This window comes from Streptomyces sp. NPDC003035, from assembly GCF_042888285.1.
In the GTDB taxonomy this organism is placed as follows: Bacteria; Actinomycetota; Actinomycetes; order Streptomycetales; family Streptomycetaceae; genus Streptomyces.
On record NZ_JBIAPJ010000007.1, the window covers coordinates 92,380 to 115,359 of the forward strand.

19 protein-coding genes are annotated in these 22,980 nt (G+C 71.9%); 1 reads left to right on the plus strand and 18 read right to left on the minus strand.

Annotated features, from left to right (window positions below; translation table 11 throughout):
* Positions 1 to 34: 34 nt before the first annotated feature.
* From ACFYV5_RS22870 to fmt, 5 genes are all read right to left on the minus strand, one after another.
* A complete protein-coding gene (locus tag ACFYV5_RS22870; RefSeq protein ID WP_355111713.1) occupies positions 35 to 1,477 on the minus strand; it encodes a GuaB1 family IMP dehydrogenase-related protein in 1,443 nt (480 codons plus the stop codon).
* 189 nt (positions 1,478 to 1,666) lie between these two features.
* Complete coding sequence (locus ACFYV5_RS22875) at positions 1,667 to 2,716, minus strand: sugar-binding domain-containing protein (protein WP_355111715.1); 1,050 nt, start codon at positions 2,714 to 2,716, stop codon at positions 1,667 to 1,669.
* Between the two features lie 118 nt (positions 2,717 to 2,834).
* Positions 2,835 to 3,518 (minus strand): ribulose-phosphate 3-epimerase, encoded by a 684-nt coding sequence (gene rpe / locus ACFYV5_RS22880; RefSeq protein ID WP_355111717.1) that lies wholly within the window; start codon positions 3,516 to 3,518, stop codon positions 2,835 to 2,837.
* 229 nt (positions 3,519 to 3,747) lie between these two features.
* A complete protein-coding gene (locus ACFYV5_RS22885; protein WP_355111719.1) occupies positions 3,748 to 5,169 on the minus strand; it encodes a transcription antitermination factor NusB in 1,422 nt (473 codons plus the stop codon).
* A 102-nt stretch (positions 5,170 to 5,271) separates the two neighbouring features.
* Entirely contained in the window at positions 5,272 to 6,204 is a 933-nt protein-coding gene (gene fmt / locus ACFYV5_RS22890; protein ID WP_355111721.1) for a methionyl-tRNA formyltransferase, read from the minus strand.
* 208 nt (positions 6,205 to 6,412) lie between these two features.
* On the opposite strand from fmt, the gene ACFYV5_RS22895 reads away from it, so the two are divergent.
* Positions 6,413 to 6,931, plus strand: a complete 519-nt coding sequence (locus ACFYV5_RS22895; RefSeq protein WP_355111723.1) for a hypothetical protein — start codon at positions 6,413 to 6,415, stop codon at positions 6,929 to 6,931.
* A 61-nt stretch (positions 6,932 to 6,992) separates the two neighbouring features.
* Here ACFYV5_RS22895 and ACFYV5_RS22900 read toward each other — a convergent pair whose 3' ends face one another.
* The 13 genes from ACFYV5_RS22900 to ACFYV5_RS22960 form a co-directional block, all read right to left on the minus strand.
* Complete coding sequence (locus ACFYV5_RS22900; protein ID WP_389171301.1) at positions 6,993 to 9,137, minus strand: primosomal protein N'; 2,145 nt, start codon at positions 9,135 to 9,137, stop codon at positions 6,993 to 6,995.
* 92 nt (positions 9,138 to 9,229) lie between these two features.
* Complete coding sequence (metK, locus tag ACFYV5_RS22905) at positions 9,230 to 10,438, minus strand: methionine adenosyltransferase (protein WP_355111726.1); 1,209 nt, start codon at positions 10,436 to 10,438, stop codon at positions 9,230 to 9,232.
* A gap of 211 nt (positions 10,439 to 10,649) precedes the next feature.
* Positions 10,650 to 11,915: a bifunctional phosphopantothenoylcysteine decarboxylase/phosphopantothenate--cysteine ligase CoaBC gene (gene coaBC / locus ACFYV5_RS22910; protein ID WP_389171305.1), complete on the minus strand. Its 1,266-nt coding sequence runs from the start codon at positions 11,913 to 11,915 to the stop codon at positions 10,650 to 10,652.
* A 109-nt stretch (positions 11,916 to 12,024) separates the two neighbouring features.
* On the minus strand, positions 12,025 to 12,297 hold the full coding sequence (gene rpoZ / locus ACFYV5_RS22915) for a DNA-directed RNA polymerase subunit omega (protein ID WP_005319902.1): 273 nt from the start codon (positions 12,295 to 12,297) through the stop codon (positions 12,025 to 12,027).
* 70 nt (positions 12,298 to 12,367) lie between these two features.
* Complete coding sequence (gene gmk, locus ACFYV5_RS22920) at positions 12,368 to 12,931, minus strand: guanylate kinase (protein WP_355111730.1); 564 nt, start codon at positions 12,929 to 12,931, stop codon at positions 12,368 to 12,370.
* Between the two features lie 49 nt (positions 12,932 to 12,980).
* Positions 12,981 to 13,304, minus strand: coding sequence for an integration host factor (locus tag ACFYV5_RS22925; protein ID WP_030693098.1), 324 nt, complete (start codon positions 13,302 to 13,304; stop codon positions 12,981 to 12,983).
* A 274-nt stretch (positions 13,305 to 13,578) separates the two neighbouring features.
* Positions 13,579 to 14,424, minus strand: coding sequence for an orotidine-5'-phosphate decarboxylase (gene pyrF, locus ACFYV5_RS22930; RefSeq protein WP_389171309.1), 846 nt, complete (start codon positions 14,422 to 14,424; stop codon positions 13,579 to 13,581).
* Between the two features lie 99 nt (positions 14,425 to 14,523).
* Positions 14,524 to 15,636 carry a quinone-dependent dihydroorotate dehydrogenase gene (locus ACFYV5_RS22935; RefSeq protein WP_355111733.1) on the minus strand — a complete coding sequence of 371 codons (1,113 nt, stop codon included), beginning with the start codon at positions 15,634 to 15,636 and terminating at the stop codon, positions 14,524 to 14,526.
* 56 nt (positions 15,637 to 15,692) lie between these two features.
* Complete coding sequence (carB, locus tag ACFYV5_RS22940; RefSeq protein WP_355111735.1) at positions 15,693 to 19,001, minus strand: carbamoyl-phosphate synthase large subunit; 3,309 nt, start codon at positions 18,999 to 19,001, stop codon at positions 15,693 to 15,695.
* On the minus strand, positions 18,994 to 20,133 hold the full coding sequence (carA, locus tag ACFYV5_RS22945; protein WP_355111737.1) for a glutamine-hydrolyzing carbamoyl-phosphate synthase small subunit: 1,140 nt from the start codon (positions 20,131 to 20,133) through the stop codon (positions 18,994 to 18,996). The genes carB and carA overlap by 8 nt, the downstream gene beginning before the upstream one ends.
* Positions 20,130 to 20,711, minus strand: coding sequence for a hypothetical protein (locus ACFYV5_RS22950; RefSeq protein WP_355111738.1), 582 nt, complete (start codon positions 20,709 to 20,711; stop codon positions 20,130 to 20,132). The genes carA and ACFYV5_RS22950 overlap by 4 nt, the downstream gene beginning before the upstream one ends.
* Complete coding sequence (locus ACFYV5_RS22955) at positions 20,708 to 21,994, minus strand: dihydroorotase (protein ID WP_355111740.1); 1,287 nt, start codon at positions 21,992 to 21,994, stop codon at positions 20,708 to 20,710. The genes ACFYV5_RS22950 and ACFYV5_RS22955 overlap by 4 nt, the downstream gene beginning before the upstream one ends.
* A gap of 2 nt (positions 21,995 to 21,996) precedes the next feature.
* Positions 21,997 to 22,977, minus strand: a complete 981-nt coding sequence (locus ACFYV5_RS22960; RefSeq protein ID WP_355111741.1) for an aspartate carbamoyltransferase catalytic subunit — start codon at positions 22,975 to 22,977, stop codon at positions 21,997 to 21,999.
* Between the last annotated feature and the right edge of the window lie 3 nt (positions 22,978 to 22,980).

A 22,980-nucleotide genomic window follows, 5' to 3' on the forward strand; every position in this document is an offset into this window, starting at 1 on the left:
GTGGACCGGCGTGCCGTGGACCGGCGTGCCGGAACTAGGTCCAGCTGGCGTGCAGCGGCTTGCCCTCGGCGTAACCGGCGGCGCTCTGGATGCCGACGACGGCCTTCTCCTCGAACTCGGCCAGCGAGGCCGCGCCCGCGTAGGTGCAGGAGGAGCGGACGCCCGCGATGATCGAGTCGATCAGGTCCTCTACGCCCGGGCGGGCCGGGTCGAGGAACATCCGGGAGGTCGAGATGCCCTCCTCGAAGAGGCCCTTGCGGGCGCGGTCGTACGCGGACTCCTCGCTGGTGCGGTTGCGCACGGCGCGCGCCGAGGCCATGCCGAAGGACTCCTTGTACAGGCGCCCGTTCGCGTCGGCGTGCAGGTCGCCCGGGGACTCGTACGTCCCGGCGAACCAGGAGCCGATCATGACGTTGGACGCACCGGCGGCGAGCGCCATGGCGACGTCACGCGGGTGGCGGACACCGCCGTCGGCCCAGACGTGCTTGCCGTACTTCTTCGCCTCGGCGGCGCACTCCAGGACGGCGGAGAACTGCGGGCGGCCGACACCGGTCATCATGCGGGTGGTGCACATGGCGCCGGGGCCCACACCGACCTTGATGATGTCCGCGCCGGCCTCGATGAGGTCGCGCACGCCCTCGGCCGCGACGATGTTGCCGGCGACGATCGGGACGTGCGGGTCGAGACCGCGGACGGCCTTGATCGCGGAGATCATCGACTCCTGGTGGCCGTGCGCGGTGTCGACGACGAGGGTGTCCACACCGGCGTCGAGGAGCTGCTTGGCCTTGCCCTCGACGTCGCCGTTGATGCCGACGGCGGCGGCGATGCGCAGCTTGCCGTTCGCGTCGGTGGCGGGCGTGTACAGGGTCGCGCGGAGGGCGCCCTTGCGGGTCAGGATGCCGACCAGACGCCCGTCCTTGTCGACGGCCGGGGCGTAACGGCGGTTGGCGTGGTCGAGCTTGTTGAACGCCTCGCGCGGCTCGATGTCGGCGTCGAGGAGCAGCAGGTCCTTCGACATGACCTCGGACAGCTGGGTGAAGCGGTCCACGCCGGACAGGTCGGCGTCGGTGACGACACCGACCGGACGGCGGTCCCCGTCGACGACGACACCGGCGTCGTGCGCCCGCTTGGGCAGCAGCGAGAGCGCGTCGGCGACGGTCTGGTGGGGCTCCAGGACGATGGGGGTGTCCAGGACGTGGTGGCGGCTCTTGACCCACGCGATGACGTCGGTGACGACCTCGATGGGGATGTCCTGGGGAATGACGACGATGCCGCCGCGGCGGGCGACGGTCTCGGCCATGCGGCGGCCGGCGATCGCGGTCATGTTGGCGACGACCAAGGGGATCGTCGTACCGGAACCGTCCGGTGAGGCGAGGTCGACGGCCTGGCGGGAGCCCACGGCCGAGCGGCTCGGCACCATGAAGACATCGTCGTACGTCAGGTCGTAGGGCGGCTTGACGTCATTGAGGAAACGCACGTGCTGACATCCCAGTCGTTCGGATCGGCCCCTAGGCATTTCAGCCAGGGGAAAAAAGCACGTAGTTCATTGTCCCACGCCGGTACGCATACCAGACCTGAGCGAATCATCCGAGGCTTGCGGGAGCACCTTTGTCGGATCGCACAAGAACCGTGCTCGTCGTACGAGAGGACCGGGACGGGCCGGGTGTCAGACCCCGTCCGGGTCCTTGCGCTCCAGCGCGGGCCGCGAGCCGGGAGCCGACTCGGTGAGCAGGTAGTCCGCCGCCGCGCGGTCGGTCACCAGGCTGGTGACGAGCCCGGAGCGGAGCACCGCGCCGATCGCCGCGGCCTTGCGCTGGCCGCCCGCGATCGCCACGACCTCGGGGATACGGCGCAGCCGGTCGGCCTCGACCGTGATGCAGCGCTCACCGAGGTCACGCCCCACCCGGCGCCCGTCGGCGTCGAAGAGGTGCGCGGACATCTCGGCGGCGACGCCGAGGGAGGCGTAGTGCGCGCGCTCCTCGTCCGAGAGCATGTCGTGCACGGTCGAGATGCCCGGCTCCCAGGAGCCGATGGACACACAGGCGACGGTGACCTTGTCGAAGTACTCGAAGGCCCGCGCGATGCCGGTCTGGTTGCGCAGCGCGGCGGCCGTGGCCGGGTCGGGCAGCAGCATCGGCGCGTAGATGGGGTGCGCCTCGCCGCCGGAGACCTGGGCGGCGCGCCGTACCGCCTCGACCGAGCCGCGCTCGGCGGTCCCGGCGTCGTAGACACCCGTGAGCTGCACGACCGTACACGGGGGCAGCCGGTCGAGGGCCGCGGCCATGTGGATGGTGGAGCGGCCCCAGGCCAGCCCGAGGACGTCGCCCTCGTTGACCAGCTCGCCGAGCAGGTCGGCGGCGACCTCGCCGAGGTTCTCCGGGTCGGGCGACTCCTCCTCGCCCTCGGCCGGGGACTCGACGACGACGGCGTGGCGGAGCCCGTAGCGGGCCCGCAGCGCGTCGGAGCGCTCGGCGTCCAGCTCCGCGGGTACGCGGATCTCGATCCGTACGAGGTCGCGTTCGAGGGCGGTCTCCAGGACCCGGGCCACCTTGAAGCGGCTCACGCCGAACTCCTCGGCGATCTGGATCTTGGACTTTCCCTCGAGGTAGAAGCGGCGGGCCATGGCCGCCGCCTGCACCAGCTCCGCGGGACCCATCCGCAGGGCTGACCGTCCCGCCGAGATTCCCGCCACCGCGATCTCCTCACTGCTGTTCACGTACCGCTGGTTCACTTCTGCCGTTCACACTCTGGACCCGGTGTTCATCCTGTCAGATGCGAGGGGCCCTGATCAGTCCTGTCGGCTCTCCGACCGACCGCGTTCATCCGGCGGTGGCTCAGTGGCCACACGCCCACGCCGCCGAGGCGGTCGCGGAGTCGGCCTTCGCGCGGAGCGCGCGGACGGCCTCGGCGGGGTCCGCGGCGCCGTAGACCGCGGACCCGGCGACGAAGACGTCGGCGCCGGCCTCGGCGCACCGCTCGATGGTGGATTCGGCGACCCCGCCGTCGACCTGGAGCCACAGTTCCAGGCCGTGCTTGGAGATCAGCTCACGGGTGCGCCGGATCTTGGGCAGCATGATGTCGAGGAAGGCCTGCCCGCCGAAGCCGGGCTCCACGGTCATGATCAACAGCATGTCGAGCTCGGGGAGCAGGTCCTCGTACGGCTCGATGGGCGTCGCGGGCTTCAGCGCCATCGAGGCCCGCGCGCCCTTCGCCCGGATCTCGCGCGCGAGACGCACGGGCGCGGCCGCCGCCTCCACGTGGAAGGTGACCGACCCGGCGCCGGCCTCCACGTACTGCGGGGCCCAGCGGTCCGGGTCCTCGATCATGAGGTGGCAGTCCAGCGGGGTGCCCGTCGCGCGGCTGAGCGACTCGACGATCGGCACGCCGAGCGTCAGGTTGGGCACGAAGTGGTTGTCCATGACATCGACATGCAGCCAGTCGGCACCCTCGACGGCCTTCGCCTCCTCGGCGAGGCGGGCGAAGTCTGCGGACAGGATGCTGGGGTTGATCTGCGCCATGTGCCAAGCCTGCCATGCTCTTGGGCACTTCTTTGCCGCGGACCGGTTTCGGATCGGGATCCGCGCGGGTTCGGTACGGATTCGGCCCGGATTCGGCCCGGATGGGGACCGATCCCGGGGTCCACATGCCGGACGGGCCGGTGTTCGGACCGGCCGGTGCGGGATCGGCCGGTGCGGGATCCGCCGGTGCCGACGGCCCGGTGCGAGACAGGCCGTGCCGCCCGGTCCGTCAGGCGGTACGGCGGAGCAGCGCCAGGTACATGGCGTCCGTGCCGTGCAGATGCGGCCACAGCTGGACGTCCGGGCCCTCGCCGAGCGCGGGGACGCCGGGCATCAGCGGGCGGACGTCGATCCACTCCGCCTCGACGGCCGGGCCGCCCCGGCCCTTGAGGACGTCCTCGACGACCACGCGGGTCTCCGCCAGGTGCGGCGAACAGGTCGCGTAGCCGACGACTCCCCCGACGCGGACCGCCGACAGCGCCTCCCGCAGCAGACCACGCTGGAGGGGGGCGAAACCGTCCAGGTCCTCCGGGCGGCGGCGCCAGCGGGCCTCGGGGCGGCGACGCAGCGCGCCGAGACCGGAGCAGGGGACGTCCATGAGGACCCGGTCGAAGGAGCCGGGCTTCCACGGCGGGCGGGTGCCGTCGGCGGCGATGACCTGGTACGGGCCGGGGTTGCCGGCCAGCGCGCGCTCGACCAGGCGGGCGCGGTGCGGCTGCTTCTCCGAGGCGAGCAGGGTGGCGCCGCGCCGCGCGGCCAGGGCGCCGAGCAGGGCCGCCTTGCCGCCGGGGCCCGCGCAGCCGTCCAGCCAGCGCTCGTCGCGGCCCTCCAGGGGCGCGTCGGCCAGCGCGATGGCGACCAGCTGGCTGCCCTCGTCCTGGACGCCCGCGCGCCCCTCCTTCACGGCCTCGATGGCGCCGGGCTCCCCGCCCTCGGCCATCCGCACCGCGTACGGCGACCAGCGGCCGGGCAGCGTGTCCTCATCGGTCAGCTCCTCGGTGGTGGCGCGCCCCGGCCGGGCCACGAGCGTCACCTCGGGCCGCTCGTTGTCGGCCTCCAGCAGGTCCTCGATACCGGCCCGCCCGCCGCCGAGCGCGTCCCAGAGCGCGGAGACGATCCAGCGGGGATGCGAGTGGACGACCGCGAGATGGTCCTCGGCGTCGTCCTCGTACGGCGGGGCGACCTGCTCGACCCAGGTGTCGAGGTCGTTCTGCGCGATCTTCCGCAGAACGGCGTTGACGAACTTGGCCCGCCCGTCCCCGAGCACCACCCGCGCCAGCTCCACGCTCGCCGAGACGGCCGCGTGGGTGGGGATGCGCGTACCGAGCAGCTGATGTGCGCCGAGGGACAGCACGTCGAGCACCGGCGGATCGACCTCCCGCAGCGGCCGGTCGATGCACGCCGAGACGATCGCGTCGTACGTCCCCTGCCGCCGCAGCGTCCCGTAGACCAGCTCGGTGGCGAGCGCCGCGTCCCGGCCGTCGAAGTCGCCCTGTTCCCGGGCTTTCTTCAGCAGCGGCGGCAGCACGAGGTTCGCGTACGCGTCCCGCTCGTCGACGGCTCTGAGTGCCTCGAAGGCGAGGATCCTGACGGGATCCTTTTTGGGACGCCGGTACGGCTTGGGGGGACGGCGACGTGCCTGCTCGCTCAAAAGGTGCTCCGCGTGATGAATGAAGAGGGTCGAACCCTCCCAGCCTACGTCCGCGTCGCCGGCACTCCCGCCCGCCGTCCGCCCCACCCGTGAACGACGGCGCTACGCGCCGACGCGCTCTCCCGGGGCGATGCGCACCCCGCGGGCCCAGTCCGCGGCCTTCATCGGCTTCTTGCCCTGGGGCTGGACCCAGAGCAGTTCGACGGCGTGCGAGCCGGTGCCGACGTACACGTTGTTCTTGCCGACGGCGAGCTCGCCCGGCGTCAGGTCGGTACGGTCCGGGACGAGCGCCGCCTGGATCAGCTTGAGGCGCTCGCCGCGGAAGACGGTCCAGGCGCCCGGGGCGGGCGTGCAGCCGCGCACGACGCGGTCCACGCGCAGCGCCGGTGCCTTCCAGTCCACGTGGGCGTCCTCGACCTGGATCTTCGGGGCCAGGGTGACGCCCTCGGCCGGCTGCGGTACGGCCTTCAGGCTGCCGTCCTCGATGCCGTCCATCGTGGCCGCGAGCAGTCCGGCGCCGGCGAAGGCGAGCCGGGTGAGCAGGTCCCCGCTGGTGTCGGTGGGACGGACGTCCTCGGTGATCACGCCGTAGACCGGGCCGGAGTCGAGCCCCTCCTCGATCTGGAAGGTCGACGCGCCCGTGACCTCGTCGCCCGCCATCACCGCGTGCTGTACGGGCGCCGCGCCGCGCCAGGCCGGCAGCAGCGAGAAGTGCAGGTTGACCCAGCCGTGGGCGGGGATGTCGAGGGCGGCCTTGGGCAGCAGCGCGCCGTAGGCGACGACCGGGCAGCAGTCCGGGGCGATCTCGCGCAGCCGCGCGAGGAACGCCTCGTCGCGCGGCCTCGCCGGCTTGAGCACCTCGATCCCGGCCTCCTCCGCGCGCTCGGCGACGGGGCTCGCGACCAGACGCCGGCCGCGGCCGGCGGGGGCGTCGGGCCGGGTGACGACGGCGGCCACCTCGTGCCGGCCGGAGGCGAGCAGGGCGTCCAGGGCGGGCACGGCGACCTCGGGGGTGCCTGCGAAGACCAGCTTCACTCGGGGAAACCTCGCATCTCGGGGCGGTGGCGGGCAGCGCACCAGTCTAGGGGGCGTACGTGAGGACGAGCGCCCCGCGCATATGCGTGTACGCCCCCGCAGCGTGACCCAACCACGGGTAGCGCGTTGGTCAAGAGAGATTGACCGAAACGGGCCGCCCTCCCCCCTGTGGCCCATCCTTTTCCACGCCGGTTCGAGAGGCTTTCACATGGCCGACCACGCAACCCACGACGCCCAAGCCCGGGCAAGTCTGCATCTGTTGGTGCGGGACATCGAGCGGGTCCGGCGGCAGGTGGACGCACTGCGCACGCTCACGGCCCAGTTGGGCAATGTCTACCGCCCGCGCCGCTCCGGCCCGTCGACGGGCTTCGTCGTCTACGGGCGGGCGCCCGCCCCGACCGTACGACTCGCCCAGGAGCTGCGGGACAGTGTCGAGACCCTGGTGACGGCGGCGGTCGACTTCGACCGCTCGCTCGGGTTCTCGTGGGACGCGGTGGGCTCGGCGCTCGGGGTCACGAAGCAGGCCGTCCACCGCCGCTACGGCGCCCGGCGCGTGCCCCAGCCGGGCGCCGTCGTGGAGCAGGACCGCGCCACGGAGCCGGGCACGACCCGTACGCTCCCGGTGGTCCCGCCGGCCCGCACGATGCCGCCGCAGCCCACCCCCGTGTCCCAGTCCCTGCGCGAGGACCCCCGGCCATCGGCCTTCCCGGGTCCTCGGAACGGCTGACCGCGCCCGCGACACCGTCGGCCGCTCGCCCCCCGCGTGGGGGTGGGCGGCCGACGGCGTGTCAGCCGATGTCCGGGGGGTCGACGCGCACCCGGACCGGCTCGCCGCCGCCCCGGGCCAGCCGCGCCGCCTGCGCCGTCTTCAGCGCGGCGGCCAGCGCCGCCCCGTTGCCCGGCGGGACGCGCACGAGGGCCCGCTCCCACTGCTCCCCCGGCGGGCTGTCCCCCGGCCGCCGGGGCCCGCCGGCCCGTACGACGGGCAGCGGAACCGGCCCCAACACCTCGGCGTTCCCCGGGAGTTCGGCCGCCGCGAGGAAGCTCTCGACCGCCTCCGGCGGCCCGGACACCGCCGCCATCCGGGACACCGGCGGGAAGCCCAGCTCCGCCCGTTCCGCCAGCTCGCGCTGGGCGTGGCCGACGGGGTCCCAGCGCACGAGGGCCTGGACCGGCCGGAGGGTGGGTTCCGCGACGACGACGACCGTGCCGCCCTCGCTCTGCCCCCGCACCAGCGAGGCCGCGTCGATCCAGCGACGCAGGGCCTCCTCCCCGGCACGCAGGTCGGGGCGGCCGAGCATGGCCCAGCCGTCGAGGAGCAGAGCGGCCGCGTAGCCGCCCTCGGCGACGGGCTCCGCGCCCGGCGTGGACACCACCAGGGCGGGCCGCCCCGGCACGGTGTCGAGGACGTGGTCCCGCCCCGACGTCCGCACCGGGACCGCCGGGAACGCCCGGCCCAGCTCCTCCGCCGTCCGGCGCGCGCCCACGACCTGGGCCCGCAGCCGCGTCGCACCGCATTCCCCGCAGTGCCAGTCCTGCGCGCCCCGCCCGCACCAGCCGCAGCGCAGCTCCTGCTGCTCGGGCGCCTCCAGGGGCCCGGCGCAGTGGCGGCAGCGCGCCGGTGTCCGGCAGCGCTCGCAGGCCAGCCTCGGTACGTAGCCCCGCCGCGGGACCTGGACGAGCACCGGACCGGTCTTCAGCCCCTCCCGTACGGCCTGCCAGGCCAGTGAGGGCAGCCGGGCGGCCCGGGCGGCCTCGTCCCGGGCCAGCTCGCCGTCGCCCACGGTCCGTACGAGCGGGGCGGCGGCCCGTACCTGCTCGCGGCCGGCGGCCAGGGGCGCGGCCCAGCCGGACTCCACGAGCTGCGCGGCCTCGACGGTGCAGCTGGTGGAGCCGAGCAGGAAGGCGCACTTGTCGTGGGCGGCGCGCAGCAGCAGCACGTCCCGCGCGTGGGGCTGGGGGGCGTGCGGCTCGCTGTGGCTGCCGTCGCCGTCGTCCCAGATGGCGACGAGTCCGAGGTCCCGTACGGGGGCGAACATCGCCGCCCGGGTGCCCACGACGGCGCGCACGGAACCACGCCGTACCGCGAGCCACTGGGCGTAGCGCTTCTCCGGTCCGGTCTCCGCCGTGAGCAGCGCGTGCCGTCCGGGTCCGAGGAGCGCGGTCAGGGCCGCGTCGGCCCGTGCAGCGGCCCGTCCGTCGGGTACGACGACCAGCGCGCCCCGGCCGGAGGCGAGCGTCGCGCCGACGGCGCGGGCCAGCTCGTCGGCCCAGTGCGGCCCGGGCAGCGCGTTCCACACGGCCCTGGGCGCCCCGCCAAGGGCCAGGGCGTCCAGGAACGCCGGGCCGCGCTCGTACCGCCCCCAGCCGGCCGCCTCCGGCACGGGGGGCGGCGGCAGCGGCTCGGGGGACGCCTTCGCCTCCGCCCGGGCGCTGCGGGGCGGTATCGCCAACTGGAGCACGTCCGCCAGGCTGCCCGCGTACCGGTCGGCGACCGCCCGCGCGAGGCCCAGAAGCTCGGCGCTCAGCACCGGCTCGGGCGACACCACGTCGGCGAGCGCGGCCAGCGCCCCCTTGTAGTCCGACTCGGCCCGCCGCTCGACCAGGAACCCGTCGATCAGCCGGCCGCCCTCGCGCCGCCCGTCCCTGACCTGATGCGCCCCGGCCCCGAAGCGCACCCGCACCCGCACCCCGGGCTGTGCGACGGCGTCCAGCTCCTCGGGCACGGCGTAGTCGAAGAACTGGTCGAGGTGCAGGACGCCCTTGTTGACCACCACCCGCGCCACGGGCAGCTCCTTGGCCAGCGCGGCCCCCCGCCACGTCCGCGGCTTGGCCCGCGGCACCTTCGCCTTCCGTACGGATTCCCGAATGAGCGCGAGCTGCTCGTGCGACTCTCCGGCCGCACTCTCGGGCTTCTCGTTCTCGCTGCTCACAGCCTCATACCTACCAGACCGCACTGACAGCGGAACATGCGGAAGCCCGGCCCCCCACGGGGGGCCGGGCTTCCGTCACGTACTGCCGTCGCCTACAGGCCCGCGGCCTTGCGCAGCGCGTCCACGCGGTCCGTGCGCTCCCAGGTGAAGTCGGGGAGCTCGCGGCCGAAGTGGCCGTACGCCGCCGTCTGCGCGTAGATCGGGCGGAGCAGGTCGAGGTCGCGGATGATCGCGGCCGGGCGCAGGTCGAAGACCTCGCCGATGGCGTGCTCGATCTTCTCGGTCTCGATCGTGTGCGTGCCGAAGGTCTCGACGAAGAGGCCGACGGGCTCGGCCTTGCCGATCGCGTACGCGACCTGGACCTCGCAGCGCGAGGCGAGACCGGCGGCCACCACGTTCTTGGCGACCCAGCGCATCGCGTAGGCGGCCGAGCGGTCGACCTTGGACGGGTCCTTGCCGGAGAACGCTCCGCCACCGTGGCGGGCCATGCCGCCGTACGTGTCGATGATGATCTTGCGGCCGGTCAGGCCGGCGTCGCCCATCGGGCCGCCGATCTCGAAGCGCCCGGTGGGGTTGACGAGCAGGCGGTAGCCCTCGGTGTCCAGCTTGATGCCGTCCTCGACGAGCTGCTGCAGCACGTGCTCGACGACGAACTCGCGGATGTCGGGCGCGAGCAGCGACTCGAGGTCGATGTCGGAGGCGTGCTGCGAGGAGACGACGACGGTGTCGAGACGGACGGCCTTGTCACCGTCGTACTCGATGGTGACCTGGGTCTTGCCGTCAGGGCGCAGGTACGGGATGGTCCCGTTCTTGCGGACCTCGGTCAGGCGACGCGAGAGCCGGTGGGCGATGTGGATCGGGAGCGGCATCAGCTCCGGGGTCTCGTCCGACGCATAGCCGAACATCAGGCCCTGGTCGCCGGCGCCCTGCTTGTCCAGCTCGTCCTCATCGCCCTCGACGCGCTTCTCGTACGCCGTGTCGACGCCCTGCGCGATGTCCGGGGACTGCGACCCGATGGAGACCGAGACGCCGCAGGACGCGCCGTCGAAGCCCTTCTTCGAGGAGTCGTACCCGATCTCGAGGATCTTGTTCCGTACGAGGGTGGGGATGTCGGCCCACGCCTTCGTGGTCACCTCACCGGCGACGTGCACGAGACCGGTGGTGATCAGCGTCTCGACGGCGACGCGGGACGTCGGGTCCTCGCGGAGGAGCGCGTCGAGAATGGTGTCGCTGATCTGGTCAGCGATCTTGTCGGGGTGACCTTCGGTCACGGACTCCGAAGTGAACAGACGACGGGACACAATGCTCCCTGGGGTTGCAGCGGCTGCTGGCTCAACAATGTCGGACGGCAGGGGGCTGCGCCCCGCGTCGTACCGAGACCAGTCTACTGGGCGTGCTCGGGCCTTGGGCCAGGTGTCTCGCAAGGTGGGAGCCGGATGCTCACCGAATCCGGCCTCCCGCGCGAGACGAACACCCGTTCCGGTCGCCCGAGAGGACCGGATTCACGGGCTTTCACTCGGCCGTGGCGGTGAAATCCGGACGATCGGTGGATTCCCCGGAATTCTCCGCGGGCATGGACCGCAGACGCGGTGCGACCAGGTCCCAGACCGTCTCCGCGAGGGCTTCCTTCGGTCCGTACGGTACGGGCGTGTCGGCGCCGTCGGCCGCCAGCACCACCGCCTCGTTCTCCTCGGATCCGAAGGTCTTGCGCTCCCCGACCTCGTTGACCACGAGGAGGTCGCAGCCCTTGCGGCGCAGCTTGTCCCGGCCGTTGGCGAGGACGTCGTCGGTCTCGGCGGCGAAGCCGACGATCACCTGGCCGGGCAGGGCCCGGTCGGCGGAGATCTCGGCGAGGATGTCGGGGTTGCGGACGAGCTCGACGGTCGGCGCCTCGACGTCGTCCCGCTTCTTGATCTTGCCCGTCGCGTAGACGGCGGGGCGGAAGTCCGCGACGGCCGCCGCCATGACCACGGCGTCGGCGTCCGCGGCCGCCTTGATGACGGCCTCGCGCAGCTGGACGGCGGTGCCGACGTGGACGACGTCGACGCCGGCCGGGTCGGGGATGCCGGTGTTGGCCTCGACGAGGGTGACCCGGGCGCCACGGGCGGCGGCGGCCTTGGCCAGCGCGTAGCCCTGCTTTCCGGAGGAGCGGTTGCCCAGGTAGCGGACGGGGTCGAGGGGCTCGCGGGTGCCGCCGGCGCTGACCACGACGTGGCGGCCGACGAGGTCGGGGGCGGCCGTGCCGCGGGCCAGGATCCGACGGCAGACCTCGAAGATCTCCGCGGCCTCGGGCAGGCGGCCCTTGCCGGTGTCGACGCCGGTCAGCCGGCCGACGGCCGGCTCGATGACGACGGCGCCGCGACGGCGCAGCGTGGCCACGTTCTCCTGGGTGGCCGGGTGCTCCCACATCTCGGTGTGCATCGCCGGAGCGAAGACGACCGGGCAGCGGGCGGTGAGCAGGGTGTTCGTCAGCAGGTCGTCGGCCAGACCGTGGGCGGCCTTGGCGAGCATGTCGGCGGTGGCGGGGGCGACGACGACGAGGTCGGCGGCCTGCCCGATCCGTACGTGCGGGACCTCGTGGACGGACTCCCACACCTCGGTGGAGACCGGGTGACCGGAGAGGGCCGACCAGGTGGCCGCGCCGACGAAGTTCAGGGCGGAGTCGGTCGGCACGACGCGTACGTCGTGGCCCGACTCGGTCAGCCGCCGGAGCAGCTCACAGGCCTTGTACGCGGCGATGCCACCGCTGACCCCCAGAACGACCTTCGGCTCGGTCACCACTGCCACTCCCCGCACTCGGCTGCGTACTCGGACGCGTACGACTCCATGAGACACCACAGGCCCGGCGGTTGTTCCGCCGGGCCTGAGGTGAGAAACGTGACAGTGCTTACTGCGCCGGGCCCTCGATGGCCTCGGAGGTCAGCAGACCCGCGTTGATCTCGCGCAGGGCGATCGAGAGCGGCTTCTCGTGGACGTGGGTGTCGACGAGCGGACCGACGTACTCGAGCAGGCCCTCGCCGAGCTGCGAGTAGTACGCGTTGATCTGACGCGCGCGCTTGGCCGCGTAGATCACGAGGCTGTACTTCGAGTCGGTGGCCTCGAGCAGCTCGTCGATCGGGGGGTTGATGATGCCCTCGGGCGCGGTGATGGAAGAGGACACTCTCTTGCCTTCCGAAGAAACTTCTGGGTGGGCTGATCGGGGTGATCAGATCCAGGCGATCAGAAAATGATCAAACAACGTTCATCAAGGCTAGCAGCTCACGCGCCACGTCCTCGACGGAGGTGTTGACCAGGGTGGTGTCGAACTCCGCCTCGGCGGCCAGTTCGATCGTGGCGGCGGCCAGTCGGCGCTCGATGACCTCGGGCGACTCGGTGCCGCGGCCGGTGAGCCGGCGGACCAGCTCCTCCCAGCTCGGCGGGGCCAGGAAGACCAGCTGCGAGTCCGGCATGGACTCCTTGACCTGCCGGGCGCCCTGGAGGTCGATCTCCAGGAGGACCGGCTCGCCGGCCTCCAGGCGCTCCAGGACCGCGCGCCGCGGCGTGCCGTAGCGGTTGCCCGCGAACTCGGCCCATTCGAGGAGTTCCCCGTTGGCGACCAGCTTGTCGAATTCGTCGTCCGTGACGAAGAAGTACTGGACGCCGTGCTTCTCGCCGGGGCGCGGCTTTCGTGTCGTGGCCGACACCGAGAGCCAGACCTCGGGATGGACCTTGCGCATATGAGCGACGACCGTGCTCTTGCCGACCCCGGAGGGGCCGGAGAGCACGGTCAGTCGCGGACGAACCTCTGCTGCCATGCAGCGATTATTCCAGCTGTACGGGGATGCCTGGGACGGCACTCCCGTCTCAGGCGCCGGTGCTGCCGAACTCGCGCTCCAGGGAGGCGATCTGGTTGGAACCGAGCCCGCGCACACGGCGGCTCTCGGAGATGCCGAGCCGCTCCATGATCTGCTTGGCGCGGACCTTGCCCACGCCCGGGAGCGACTCGAGCAGCGCGGAGACCTTCATCTTGCCGATGACGTCGTTCTCCTGGCCACTCTTGATCACCTCGTGGAGGGAGGCGCCGGAGTGCTTGAGTCGATTCTTGACCTCGGCCCGCTCCCGGCGAGCCGCGGCGGCCTTTTCGAGCGCGGCTGCGCGCTGTTCAGGGGTAAGGGGCGGAAGAGCCACGCCTACGTCACCTCGGATGTCGAACTGTCGGATACGGACCGGTGAGGAACCTAGTCGCCCCACACCAGTGGAGCAACGATCAACGGAGTGACCGTCGAACGCTGACTCTGCCCCGGAGACTAGCGGCCAATGCCTCTCCAGTCAGCGAGAACAAGCGAAAAGTCCTGGTCAGCATCGACCGACCAGGACTTTCCGGGCATAACGACTGGGTTTTGAGCCAAGTTCTTGTCAAGGAGTGAGACGGCCCCGACCTGCGGATTGGCCGCGGCGGCGGTCAGACGGCGACGGCCTCGCGGATTTCCGTCGCGTAGCGCTCCGCGGCGGACCGCAGGGCGGCGGCGTCCGGGCCGTGCTTCAGGACGCCGCGGCTGACGTTCGGGACCACGTTGCGCACCGCCGCGCCGAAGACGGCCGGGAGATCGGCCGGGGTGGCGCCCTGGGCACCGAGGCCGGGGGCCAGCAGCGGGCCGTTGATGTCGAGGTCGAAGGAGGACAGGTCGCCGAGCGTCGCACCGACGACCGCGCCGAAGGAGCCCATCGGCGTCGCGCCCGCGTTCTCCTCGGCGAGGTGGGCGAGCATGGTGGCGCCGATCGTGCGGCCGTCCTCGCGCACCGCCCGCTGGACCTCCGCGCCCTCCGGGTTGGAGGTGAGGGCCAGCACGAAGAGCCCCGAGCCGGACTCCTTCGCCAGGTCGACGGCCGGCTTCAGCGAGCCGTAGCCGAGGTACGGGGAGACCGTGAGGGCGTCCGAGAAGAGCGGGGAGTCCTTCCGGAGGAAGGTCTCGGCGTAGGCGGCCATGGTGGAGCCGATGTCCCCGCGCTTGGCGTCCATCACGACCAGGCCGCCCGCGGTCCGCAGATCGGCGACGGCGCGCTCCAGGACGGCGATGCCGCGCGAGCCGAAGCGCTCGAAGAACGCGGACTGCGGCTTGAAGACGGCCACGCTGTCCGCCAGCGCCTCGACGACCGTGAACGTGAAGCGCTCCAGGCCCGCGATGTCGTCGCCGAGGCCCCAGGAGTCGAGGAGGGCGGCGTGCGGGTCGATGCCGACGCAGAGCGGACCGCGCTGGTCCATCGCTCGGCGCAGGCGCGAGCCGAAGGGCTCGATCGGGTCGGTCATGGATTCCTCCGTTGGTGTGCGCCCACGCGCGCGGCCGCGGGGTCGGCGGTGCCGCGCGCGTGGTGACCGGCGGCCTGTAGGACGGCCGGCAGGGGACGGTCAGGCCTCGTGGTGCTCGGCGGCTCCGCTGCCCACCGCCTCGGCGAGGGTGGCGTACGGGGAGGCCGCGAGGCGCGCCGCGAGGCCCTTGTGGATCGCGCGGGCGTAGAACGGGCCCTCGTAGATGAAGGCGCTGTAGCCCTGGATCAGCGTGGCGCCGGCCAGGATGCGCTGCCAGGCGTCCTCGGCGTTCTCGATGCCGCCGACGCCGACGAGGACCAGTCGGTCCCCCACGCGCGCGTACAGGCGCCTGAGCACGGCCAGGGAGCGGTCCTTGACGGGCGCGCCGGACAGCCCGCCGGTCTCCTTGACCAGCGCGGGGTCGGACTTCAGGCCGAGGCCCTCGCGGGCGATGGTGGTGTTGGTGGCGATGATGCCGTCCAGGCCGAGCTCCAGGGCGAGGTCGGCGACCGCGTCGACGTCCTCGTCCGCCAGGTCGGGGGCGATCTTGACCAGGAGGGGGACGCGGCGGTCGGTGACCGTGCGGTCGGCCGCTTCCCGTACCGCCGTGAGCAGGGGGCGGAGGGACTCGGTGGCCTGGAGGTTGCGCAGCCCGGGGGTGTTCGGGGAGGAGACGTTGACGACGAGGTAGTCGGCGTGCGCGGCGAGGCGCTCGGTGGACTTCACGTAGTCGGCGGCGGCCTCGGCCTCCGGGACGACCTTGGTCTTGCCGATGTTGACACCGACGACGGTCTTGAAGACCGGCACGCGCGCGTGGAGGCGGGCGGCGACGGCGGCCGAGCCCTCGTTGTTGAAGCCCATGCGGTTGATCAGCGCGCGGTCCGGGATCAGCCGGAAGAGCCGCTTCTTGGGGTTGCCGGGCTGGGCCTCGCCGGTGACCGTGCCGATCTCGACGTGGTCGAAGCCGAGCATCGACATCCCGTCGATGGCGACGGCGTTCTTGTCGAAGCCGGCCGCGAGGCCGAAGGGGCCGTGCATGCGCAGCCCGAGCGCCTCGGTGCGCAGCTCCTCGTACCGGGGTGCGAGGACGGCGGCGACGAAGGTGCGCAGGACGGGGATCCGGGCGGCGCGGCGGATCCAGCGGAAGGCCAGGTAGTGGGCCTCCTCCGGGTCCATCCGCTTGAAGACCAGGTGGAAGAAGAACTTGTACATGGAGGTGTCCTCACCAAGAGGGGGACACCGTTTCCGGTGTCCCCCTCGTCGGGCTGCTAGTCGCGGGCCGCGGTCAGACGCGCCGCGTGTTCCTGGAGCGAGCGGACGCCCACGTCGCCGTGGGTGAGCGCGTCGATGCCCTGGACGGCCGCGGCGAGCGCCTGGACCGTGGTGAGGCACGGGACGCCGCGCGAGACCGCCGCCGTACGGATCTCGTAGCCGTCGAGGCGGCCACCGGTGCCGTACGGGGTGTTGACGATGAGGTCGACCTGACCGTCGTGGATCAGCTGGACGATCGTCTTCTCCCCGCCCGGCCCCTCGCCCTCGCTGAGCTTGCGCACGACGGTGGCGTTGATGCCGTTGCGCTTGAGGACCTCGGCGGTGCCGGAGGTGGCGAGCAGCTCGAAGCCGTGGGCGACCAGCTCGCGCGCCGGGAAGATCATCGAACGCTTGTCGCGGTTGGCGACGGAGACGAACGCGCGGCCCTTGGTGGGCAGCGGGCCGTAGGCGCCGGCCTGCGACTTGGCGTACGCCGTGCCGAAGACCGAGTCGATGCCCATGACCTCGCCGGTGGAGCGCATCTCCGGGCCGAGGACGGTGTCGACGCCGCGGCCGTGCACGTCGCGGAAGCGGCTCCACGGCATCACGGCCTCCTTGACGGAGATCGGCGCGTCGAGCGGCAGGGTGCCGCCGTCACCGTTCTTCGGCAGCAGGCCCTCCTCGCGCAGCTCGGCGATGGTGGCGCCCAGCGAGATGCGGGCGGCGGCCTTCGCGAGCGGCACGGCGGTCGCCTTCGAGGTGAAGGGGACCGTCCGGGAGGCGCGGGGGTTGGCCTCGAGGACGTACAGGATGTCGCCGGCCATGGCGAACTGGATGTTGATCAGTCCGCGCACGCCGACGCCCTTGGCGATCGCCTCGGTGGAGACGCGCAGGCGCTTGATGTCGAAGCCGCCGAGGGTGATCGGGGGCAGGGCGCAGGCCGAGTCGCCGGAGTGGATGCCGGCCTCCTCGATGTGCTCCATGACGCCGCCGAGGTAGAGCTCGTGGCCGTCGTAGAGCGCGTCGACGTCGATCTCGATGGCGTCGTCGAGGAAGCGGTCGACCAGGACCGGCCGGGTGGGGCTGATCTCGGTGGACTCGGCGATGTACTTCTCGAGGCGGGCCTCGTCGTAGACGATCTCCATGCCGCGGCCGCCGAGCACGTACGAGGGGCGTACGAGGACGGGGTAGCCGATCTCGTCGGCGATGGCCTTGGCGCCGGCGAAGGTGGTCGCGGTGCCGTGCTTGGGAGCGGGCAGTCCGGCGTCGGCGAGGACCTGGCCGAAGGCGCCGCGGTCCTCGGCGGCGTGGATGGCCTCCGGAGAGGTGCCGACGACCGGCACGCCGTTGTCCTTGAGCGCCTGGGCGAGGCCCAGCGGGGTCTGGCCGCCGAGCTGGACGACGACACCGGCGACGGGTCCCGCCAGCGTCTCGGCATGGACGATCTCCAGCACGTCCTCGAGCGTGAGCGGCTCGAAGTACAGGCGGTCGGAGGTGTCGTAGTCCGTCGAGACGGTCTCCGGGTTGCAGTTGACCATCACGGTCTCGTAGCCCGCGTCGCTGAGCGCGAAGGAGGCGTGGACGCAGGAGTAGTCGAACTCGATGCCCTGGCCGATGCGGTTCGGGCCGGAGCCCAGGATGATCACGGCGGGCTTCTCGCGCGGCGCGACCTCGCTCTCCTCGTCGTACGAGGAGTAGAAGTACGGGGTCTTGGCGGCGAACTCGGCGGCGCAGGTGTCGACCGTCTTGTAGACCGGGCGGACGCCCAGGGCGTGCCGGACCTCGCGGACGACGTCCTCCCGCAGGCCGCGGATCTCGGCGATCTGGACGTCGGAGAAGCCGTGGCGCTTGGCCTCGGCGAGCAGCTCGGGGTCGAGCTTGTCGGCGGCGGCCAGCTCGTCGGCGATCTCCTTGATCAGGAACATCTGGTCGACGAACCACGGGTCGATCTTCGTGGCGTCGAAGACCTCCTCGGGGGTGGCGCCGGCGCGGATGGCCTGCATGACGGTGTTGATGCGGCCGTCGGTCGGGCGGACCGACTCCCGCAGCAGCTCGTCCTTGTCGCCGACCGGGCCGACGAAGGTGAACTGCGAGCCCTTCTTCTCCAGGGAGCGCAGGGCCTTCTGGAGCGCCTCGGTGAAGTTCCGGCCGATGGCCATGGCCTCGCCGACCGACTTCATGGTCGTGGTCAGCGTGGAGTCGGCGGAGGGGAACTTCTCGAAGGCGAAGCGCGGGGCCTTGACCACGACGTAGTCGAGCGTGGGCTCGAAGGACGCCGGGGTCTTCTCCGTGATGTCGTTGGGGATCTCGTCCAGCGTGTAGCCGACGGCGAGACGGGCCGCGATCTTGGCGATCGGGAAGCCGGTGGCCTTGGAGGCGAGCGCCGAGGAGCGGGAGACGCGCGGGTTCATCTCGATGACGATGATCCGGCCGTCGTCCGGGTTGACCGCGAACTGGATGTTGCAGCCGCCGGTGTCGACACCGACCTCGCGGATGATCGCGATGCCGATGTCGCGCAGCCGCTGGTACTCGCGGTCGGTGAGGGTCATCGCCGGGGCGACGGTGATCGAGTCACCGGTGTGGACGCCCATCGGGTCGAAGTTCTCGATGGAGCAGACGACCACGACGTTGTCGTTCTTGTCGCGCATCAGCTCCAGCTCGTACTCCTTCCAGCCGAGGATGGACTCCTCCAGGAGCACCTCGGTGGTCGGCGAGAGGGTCAGGCCCTGGCCGGCGATGCGGCGCAGCTCCTCCTCGTCGTGGGCGAAGCCGGAGCCGGCGCCGCCCATGGTGAAGGAGGGGCGGACGACGACGGGGTAGCCGCCGAGCGTCTCGACGCCCTGGATCACGTCGTCCATGGAGTGGCAGATGACCGAGCGGGCGGACTCGCCGTAACCGATCTTGGCCTTGACGGCCTCGACGACGCCCTTGAAGAGGTCGCGGTCCTCGCCCTTGTGGATGGCCTCGACGTTGGCGCCGATGAGCTCGACACCGTACTTCTCCAGCACACCCTGCTCGTGCATGGAGATGGCGGTGTTGAGCGCGGTCTGGCCGCCGAGGGTGGGCAGGAGGGCGTCGGGGCGCTCCTTGGCGATGATCTTCTCGACGAACTCGGGGGTGATCGGCTCGACGTAGGTGGCGTCGGCGATCTCCGGGTCGGTCATGATCGTCGCCGGGTTGGAGTTGACCAGGATGACCCGCAGGCCCTCGGCCTTGAGGATGCGGCAGGCCTGGGTGCCGGAGTAGTCGAACTCGGCTGCCTGGCCGATGACGATCGGGCCGGAGCCGATGACCAGGACGGACTGGATATCGGTGCGCTTAGGCACGCTCGGCCTCCATCAGGGATACGAAACGGTCGAAGAGGTACGCGGCGTCGTGCGGGCCCGCGGCCGCCTCGGGGTGGTACTGGACGCTGAAGGCCGGCTGGTCGAGGAGCTGGAGGCCCTCGACGACCTGGTCGTTCAGGCAGACGTGGGAGACCTCGGCGCGGCCGAAGGGGGTCTCGGAGACCTTGTCGAGGGGCGCGTCGACGGCGAAGCCGTGGTTGTGCGCGGTGACTTCGACCTTGCCGGTCGTACGGTCCTGCACCGGCTGGTTGATGCCGCGGTGGCCGTACTTCAGCTTGTAGGTGCCGAAGCCGAGGGCGCGCCCGAGGATCTGGTTGCCGAAGCAGATGCCGAAGAGCGGGGTCTTGCGGGCGAGCACGCCCTGCATGACGGAGACGGGTCCGTCGGCGGTGGCCGGGTCGCCCGGGCCGTTGGAGAAGAACACGCCGTCCGGGTTGACCGCGTACACGTCCTCGACGGTGGCGGTGGCGGGCAGCACGTGCACCTCGATGCCGCGCTCGGCCATCCGGTGCGGGGTCATGCCCTTGATGCCGAGGTCGACGGCGGCGACGGTGAACTTCTTCTCACCGATGGCGGGGACGACGTACGTCTCCTTGGTGGCGACCTCGGCGGCGAGGTTCGCGCCCTTCATCTGCGGGGCTTCCTGCACCTTGGCGAGGAGCACGGCGTCGTCCATCACCGCGTCACCGGAGAAGATGCCGACGCGCATGGCGCCGCGCTCGCGCAGGTGGCGGGTGAGGGCGCGGGTGTCGATGCCGGAGATGCCGACGACGCCCTGGGCGGCGAGCTCCTCGTCCAGGGAGCGCTGGGCGCGCCAGTTGGAGGAGACGCGGGCGGGGTCGCGGACGACGTAGCCGGCGACCCAGATCTTCGCCGACTCGGGGTCCTCGTCGTTGACGCCGGTGTTGCCGACGTGCGGGGCGGTCATCACGACGACCTGGCGGTGGTACGACGGGTCGGTGAGGGTCTCCTGGTAGCCGGTCATGCCGGTGGAGAACACGGCCTCGCCGAAGGTCTCCCCCACGGCCCCGTAGGCGCGGCCGCGGAAGGTGCGGCCGTCCTCCAGGACGAGTACGGCGGGAACCTTGGCTCCCCTTGTGGAGGTCGTCATCGTGCGGTGCCTTCCGTCGTGCTTGCGTGTTGCGTCGTGGTCATGGTGTTGATGGCTTCGACCCAGGCGGCGTGCTCGGCCGCCCGGTCGGAGCGGAAGCCGGAGTCGAGGAGCTTGTCGCCGTGTGCCCAGGTGACGACGAGCAGCCCGCCCTCGGCCAGGACCTTGCCGGCGATGCCCTTGTCGAGCCGGGCCTCGCGCAGGGCGGCGGCGGGGACGAAGAAGTCGGTCGCCCCGGGGCGTACGACCTCCAGGCCCGCGTCGGTCAGCGTGAGCTCGACCCGGCTGCGGGCGCCCAGACCGTGGGCGACGATCCGGTCGAGCCACTGCCCGGCCGTGGTCGAGCCGTGGTAGCGCCCGCTGAGAGTCAGTGTGGCCTCGCCGCGCGGGTCCGGCACGGTGGGCAGCTCGGGGAGGTCCGACTGGAGGCTGCCGCGCCACTTCCATCCCTGGCGCATCAGCCAGTAGACGAAGGCGACGAAGAGCAGGAGCCCGGCCACCCAGCCGAGCCGTCCGGCCCAGTCGGTGACCTCGGCCGACTTCTGCTCGGCGGCCAGAGTGATGAATGCAGGTGTCACGCCAGTTTCCCGTCCACGACCGTTGCCCGGCCCCGCAGGAAGGTGTGGGTGACGCGACCCGGCAGCTCGCGGCCCTCGTAGGGGGTGTTACGGCTGCGGGAGGCGAAGCCCGCGGGGTCCACGAGACCACGGTATGCCGGATCGACCAGCGTGAGGTTCGCGGGCTCACCTGCCGAGACGGGTCGTCCGTGGCCCGTGGCCTGCCCGATCCGCGCGGGCTTGACGGACATGCGGTCGGCGACGCCGGCCCAGTCGAGCAGTCCGGTCTCGACCATCGTCTGCTGGACGACGGAGAGCGCGGTCTCCAGGCCGACCATGCCCATGGCGGCCGCGGCCCACTCGCAGTCCTTGTCCTCGTGCGGGTGCGGGGCGTGGTCGGTGGCGACGATGTCGATGGTGCCGTCGGCCAGGGCCTCGCGGAGCGCCATCACGTCACGCTCGGTGCGCAGCGGGGGGTTGACCTTGTAGACCGGGTTGTAGCTCCGTACCAGCTCGTCGGTGAGGAGGAGGTGGTGCGGGGTGACCTCGGCGGTGACGTCGATGCCGCGGGACTTGGCCCAGCGGACGATCTCGACCGAGCCGGCCGTGGAGAGGTGGCAGATGTGCACCCGGGAGCCGACGTGCTCGGCGAGGAGGACGTCGCGGGCGATGATCGACTCCTCGGCGACTGCGGGCCAGCCGCCGAGACCCAGCTCGGCGGAGACGACGCCCTCGTTCATCTGGGCGCCCTCGGTCAGCCGGGGCTCCTGGGCGTGCTGGGCGACGACGCCGCCGAAGGCCTTCACGTACTCCAGGGCGCGGCGCATCATCACGGCGTCGTCGACGCACTTGCCGTCGTCGGAGAAGACGGTGACGCCCGCGGCGGAGTCGTGCATCGCGCCGAGCTCGGCGAGCTTCTTGCCCTCCAGGCCGACGGTGACGGCGCCGATGGGCTGCACGTCGCAGTAGCCGGACTGCTTGCCGAGCCGGTAGACCTGCTCGACGACGCCGGCGGTGTCGGCGACGGGGAAGGTGTTGGCCATGGCGAAGACGGCGGTGTAGCCGCCGGAGGCGGCCGCGCGGGTGCCGGTGAGAACGGTCTCGGAGTCCTCGCGGCCGGGCTCGCGCAGGTGGGTGTGGAGATCGACCAGGCCGGGGAGGAGGATCTGCCCCTCGGCCTCGACGACCGTCGCGTCCTCGGCCGCCAGGCCCGTACCCACCGCGGCGATGGTCTCGCCCTCGATCAGGACGTCCTGGGCCTCGCCGCCGAGCACCTTCGCACCACGGATAAGGATCTTGCTCATGGTCACTTGTTCTCCTCGGTGCGGTGGTGGCTGACGGCGGGCTCGTTGCCGCCCAGAAGCAGGTACAGGACGGCCATCCGGATGGAGACGCCGTTGGCGACCTGCTCGACGACCGTGCAGCGGTCGGAGTCGGCGACCTCGGCGGTGATCTCCATGCCGCGGACCATGGGGCCGGGGTGCATGACGATGGCGTGGTCGGGCATCTTCGCCATCCGCTCGCCGTCGAGCCCGTACCGCCGCGAGTACTCGCGCTCGGTCGGGAAGAAGGCCGCGTTCATCCGCTCGCGCTGCACACGCAGCATCATGACCGCGTCGGACTTCGGCAGCACGCTGTCCAGGTCGTAGCTGACGGCGCAGGGCCAGGTCTCGACGCCGACCGGGACCAGGGTGGGCGGGGCCACCAGGGTGACCTCGGCGCCCAGGGTCCGCAGCAGGTCGACGTTGGAGCGGGCGACGCGGCTGTGCAGGACGTCGCCGACGAGGGTGATGCGCTTGCCGGCGAGGTCCTGGCCGAGGCCGGCGTCACGGCCGACGAGCCGGCGGCGCATGGTGAAGGCGTCCAGCAGGGCCTGCGTGGGGTGCTGGTGGGTGCCGTCGCCGGCGTTGATGACGGGGGCGTCGATCCAGCCGGAGGTGGCGAGCCGGTAGGGGGCGCCGGAGGCGCTGTGGCGGATGACGACGGCGTCGACGCCCATCGCCTCCAGGGTCTGGGCGGTGTCCTTGAGGGACTCGCCCTTGGAGACGCTGGAACCCTTGGCCGCGAAGTTGATCACGTCCGCGGAGAGGCGCTTCTCGGCGGCCTCGAAGGAGATCCGCGTACGGGTGGAGTCCTCGAAGAACAGGTTGCAGATCGTTCGGCCGCGCAGGGTCGGCAGCTTCTTGATCGGCCGGTCGGCCACCCGGGCCATCTCCTCGGCGGTGTCGAGGATGAGGACGGCGTCGTCGCGGGTGAGGTCGGCGGCCGAGATGAGGTGACGCATCATCGG

What these genes read in the sequence shown, in the direction of transcription:
- rpe (WP_355111717.1), bottom strand. Translation starts at nt 3,518, where the DNA reads ATGGCGCAGATCAACCCCAGCATCCTGTCCGCAGACTTCGCCCGCCTC.
- ACFYV5_RS22895 (WP_355111723.1), top strand. Translation starts at nt 6,413, where the DNA reads ATGGCCGACCACGCAACCCACGACGCCCAAGCCCGGGCAAGTCTGCAT.
- gmk (WP_355111730.1), bottom strand. Translation starts at nt 12,931, where the DNA reads ATGGCAGCAGAGGTTCGTCCGCGACTGACCGTGCTCTCCGGCCCCTCC.
- pyrF (WP_389171309.1), bottom strand. Translation starts at nt 14,424, where the DNA reads ATGACCGACCCGATCGAGCCCTTCGGCTCGCGCCTGCGCCGAGCGATG.
- ACFYV5_RS22935 (WP_355111733.1), bottom strand. Translation starts at nt 15,636, where the DNA reads ATGTACAAGTTCTTCTTCCACCTGGTCTTCAAGCGGATGGACCCGGAG.
- carA (WP_355111737.1), bottom strand. Translation starts at nt 20,133, where the DNA reads ATGACGACCTCCACAAGGGGAGCCAAGGTTCCCGCCGTACTCGTCCTG.
- ACFYV5_RS22955 (WP_355111740.1), bottom strand. Translation starts at nt 21,994, where the DNA reads ATGAGCAAGATCCTTATCCGTGGTGCGAAGGTGCTCGGCGGCGAGGCC.
- ACFYV5_RS22960 (WP_355111741.1), bottom strand. Translation starts at nt 22,977, where the DNA reads ATGATGCGTCACCTCATCTCGGCCGCCGACCTCACCCGCGACGACGCC.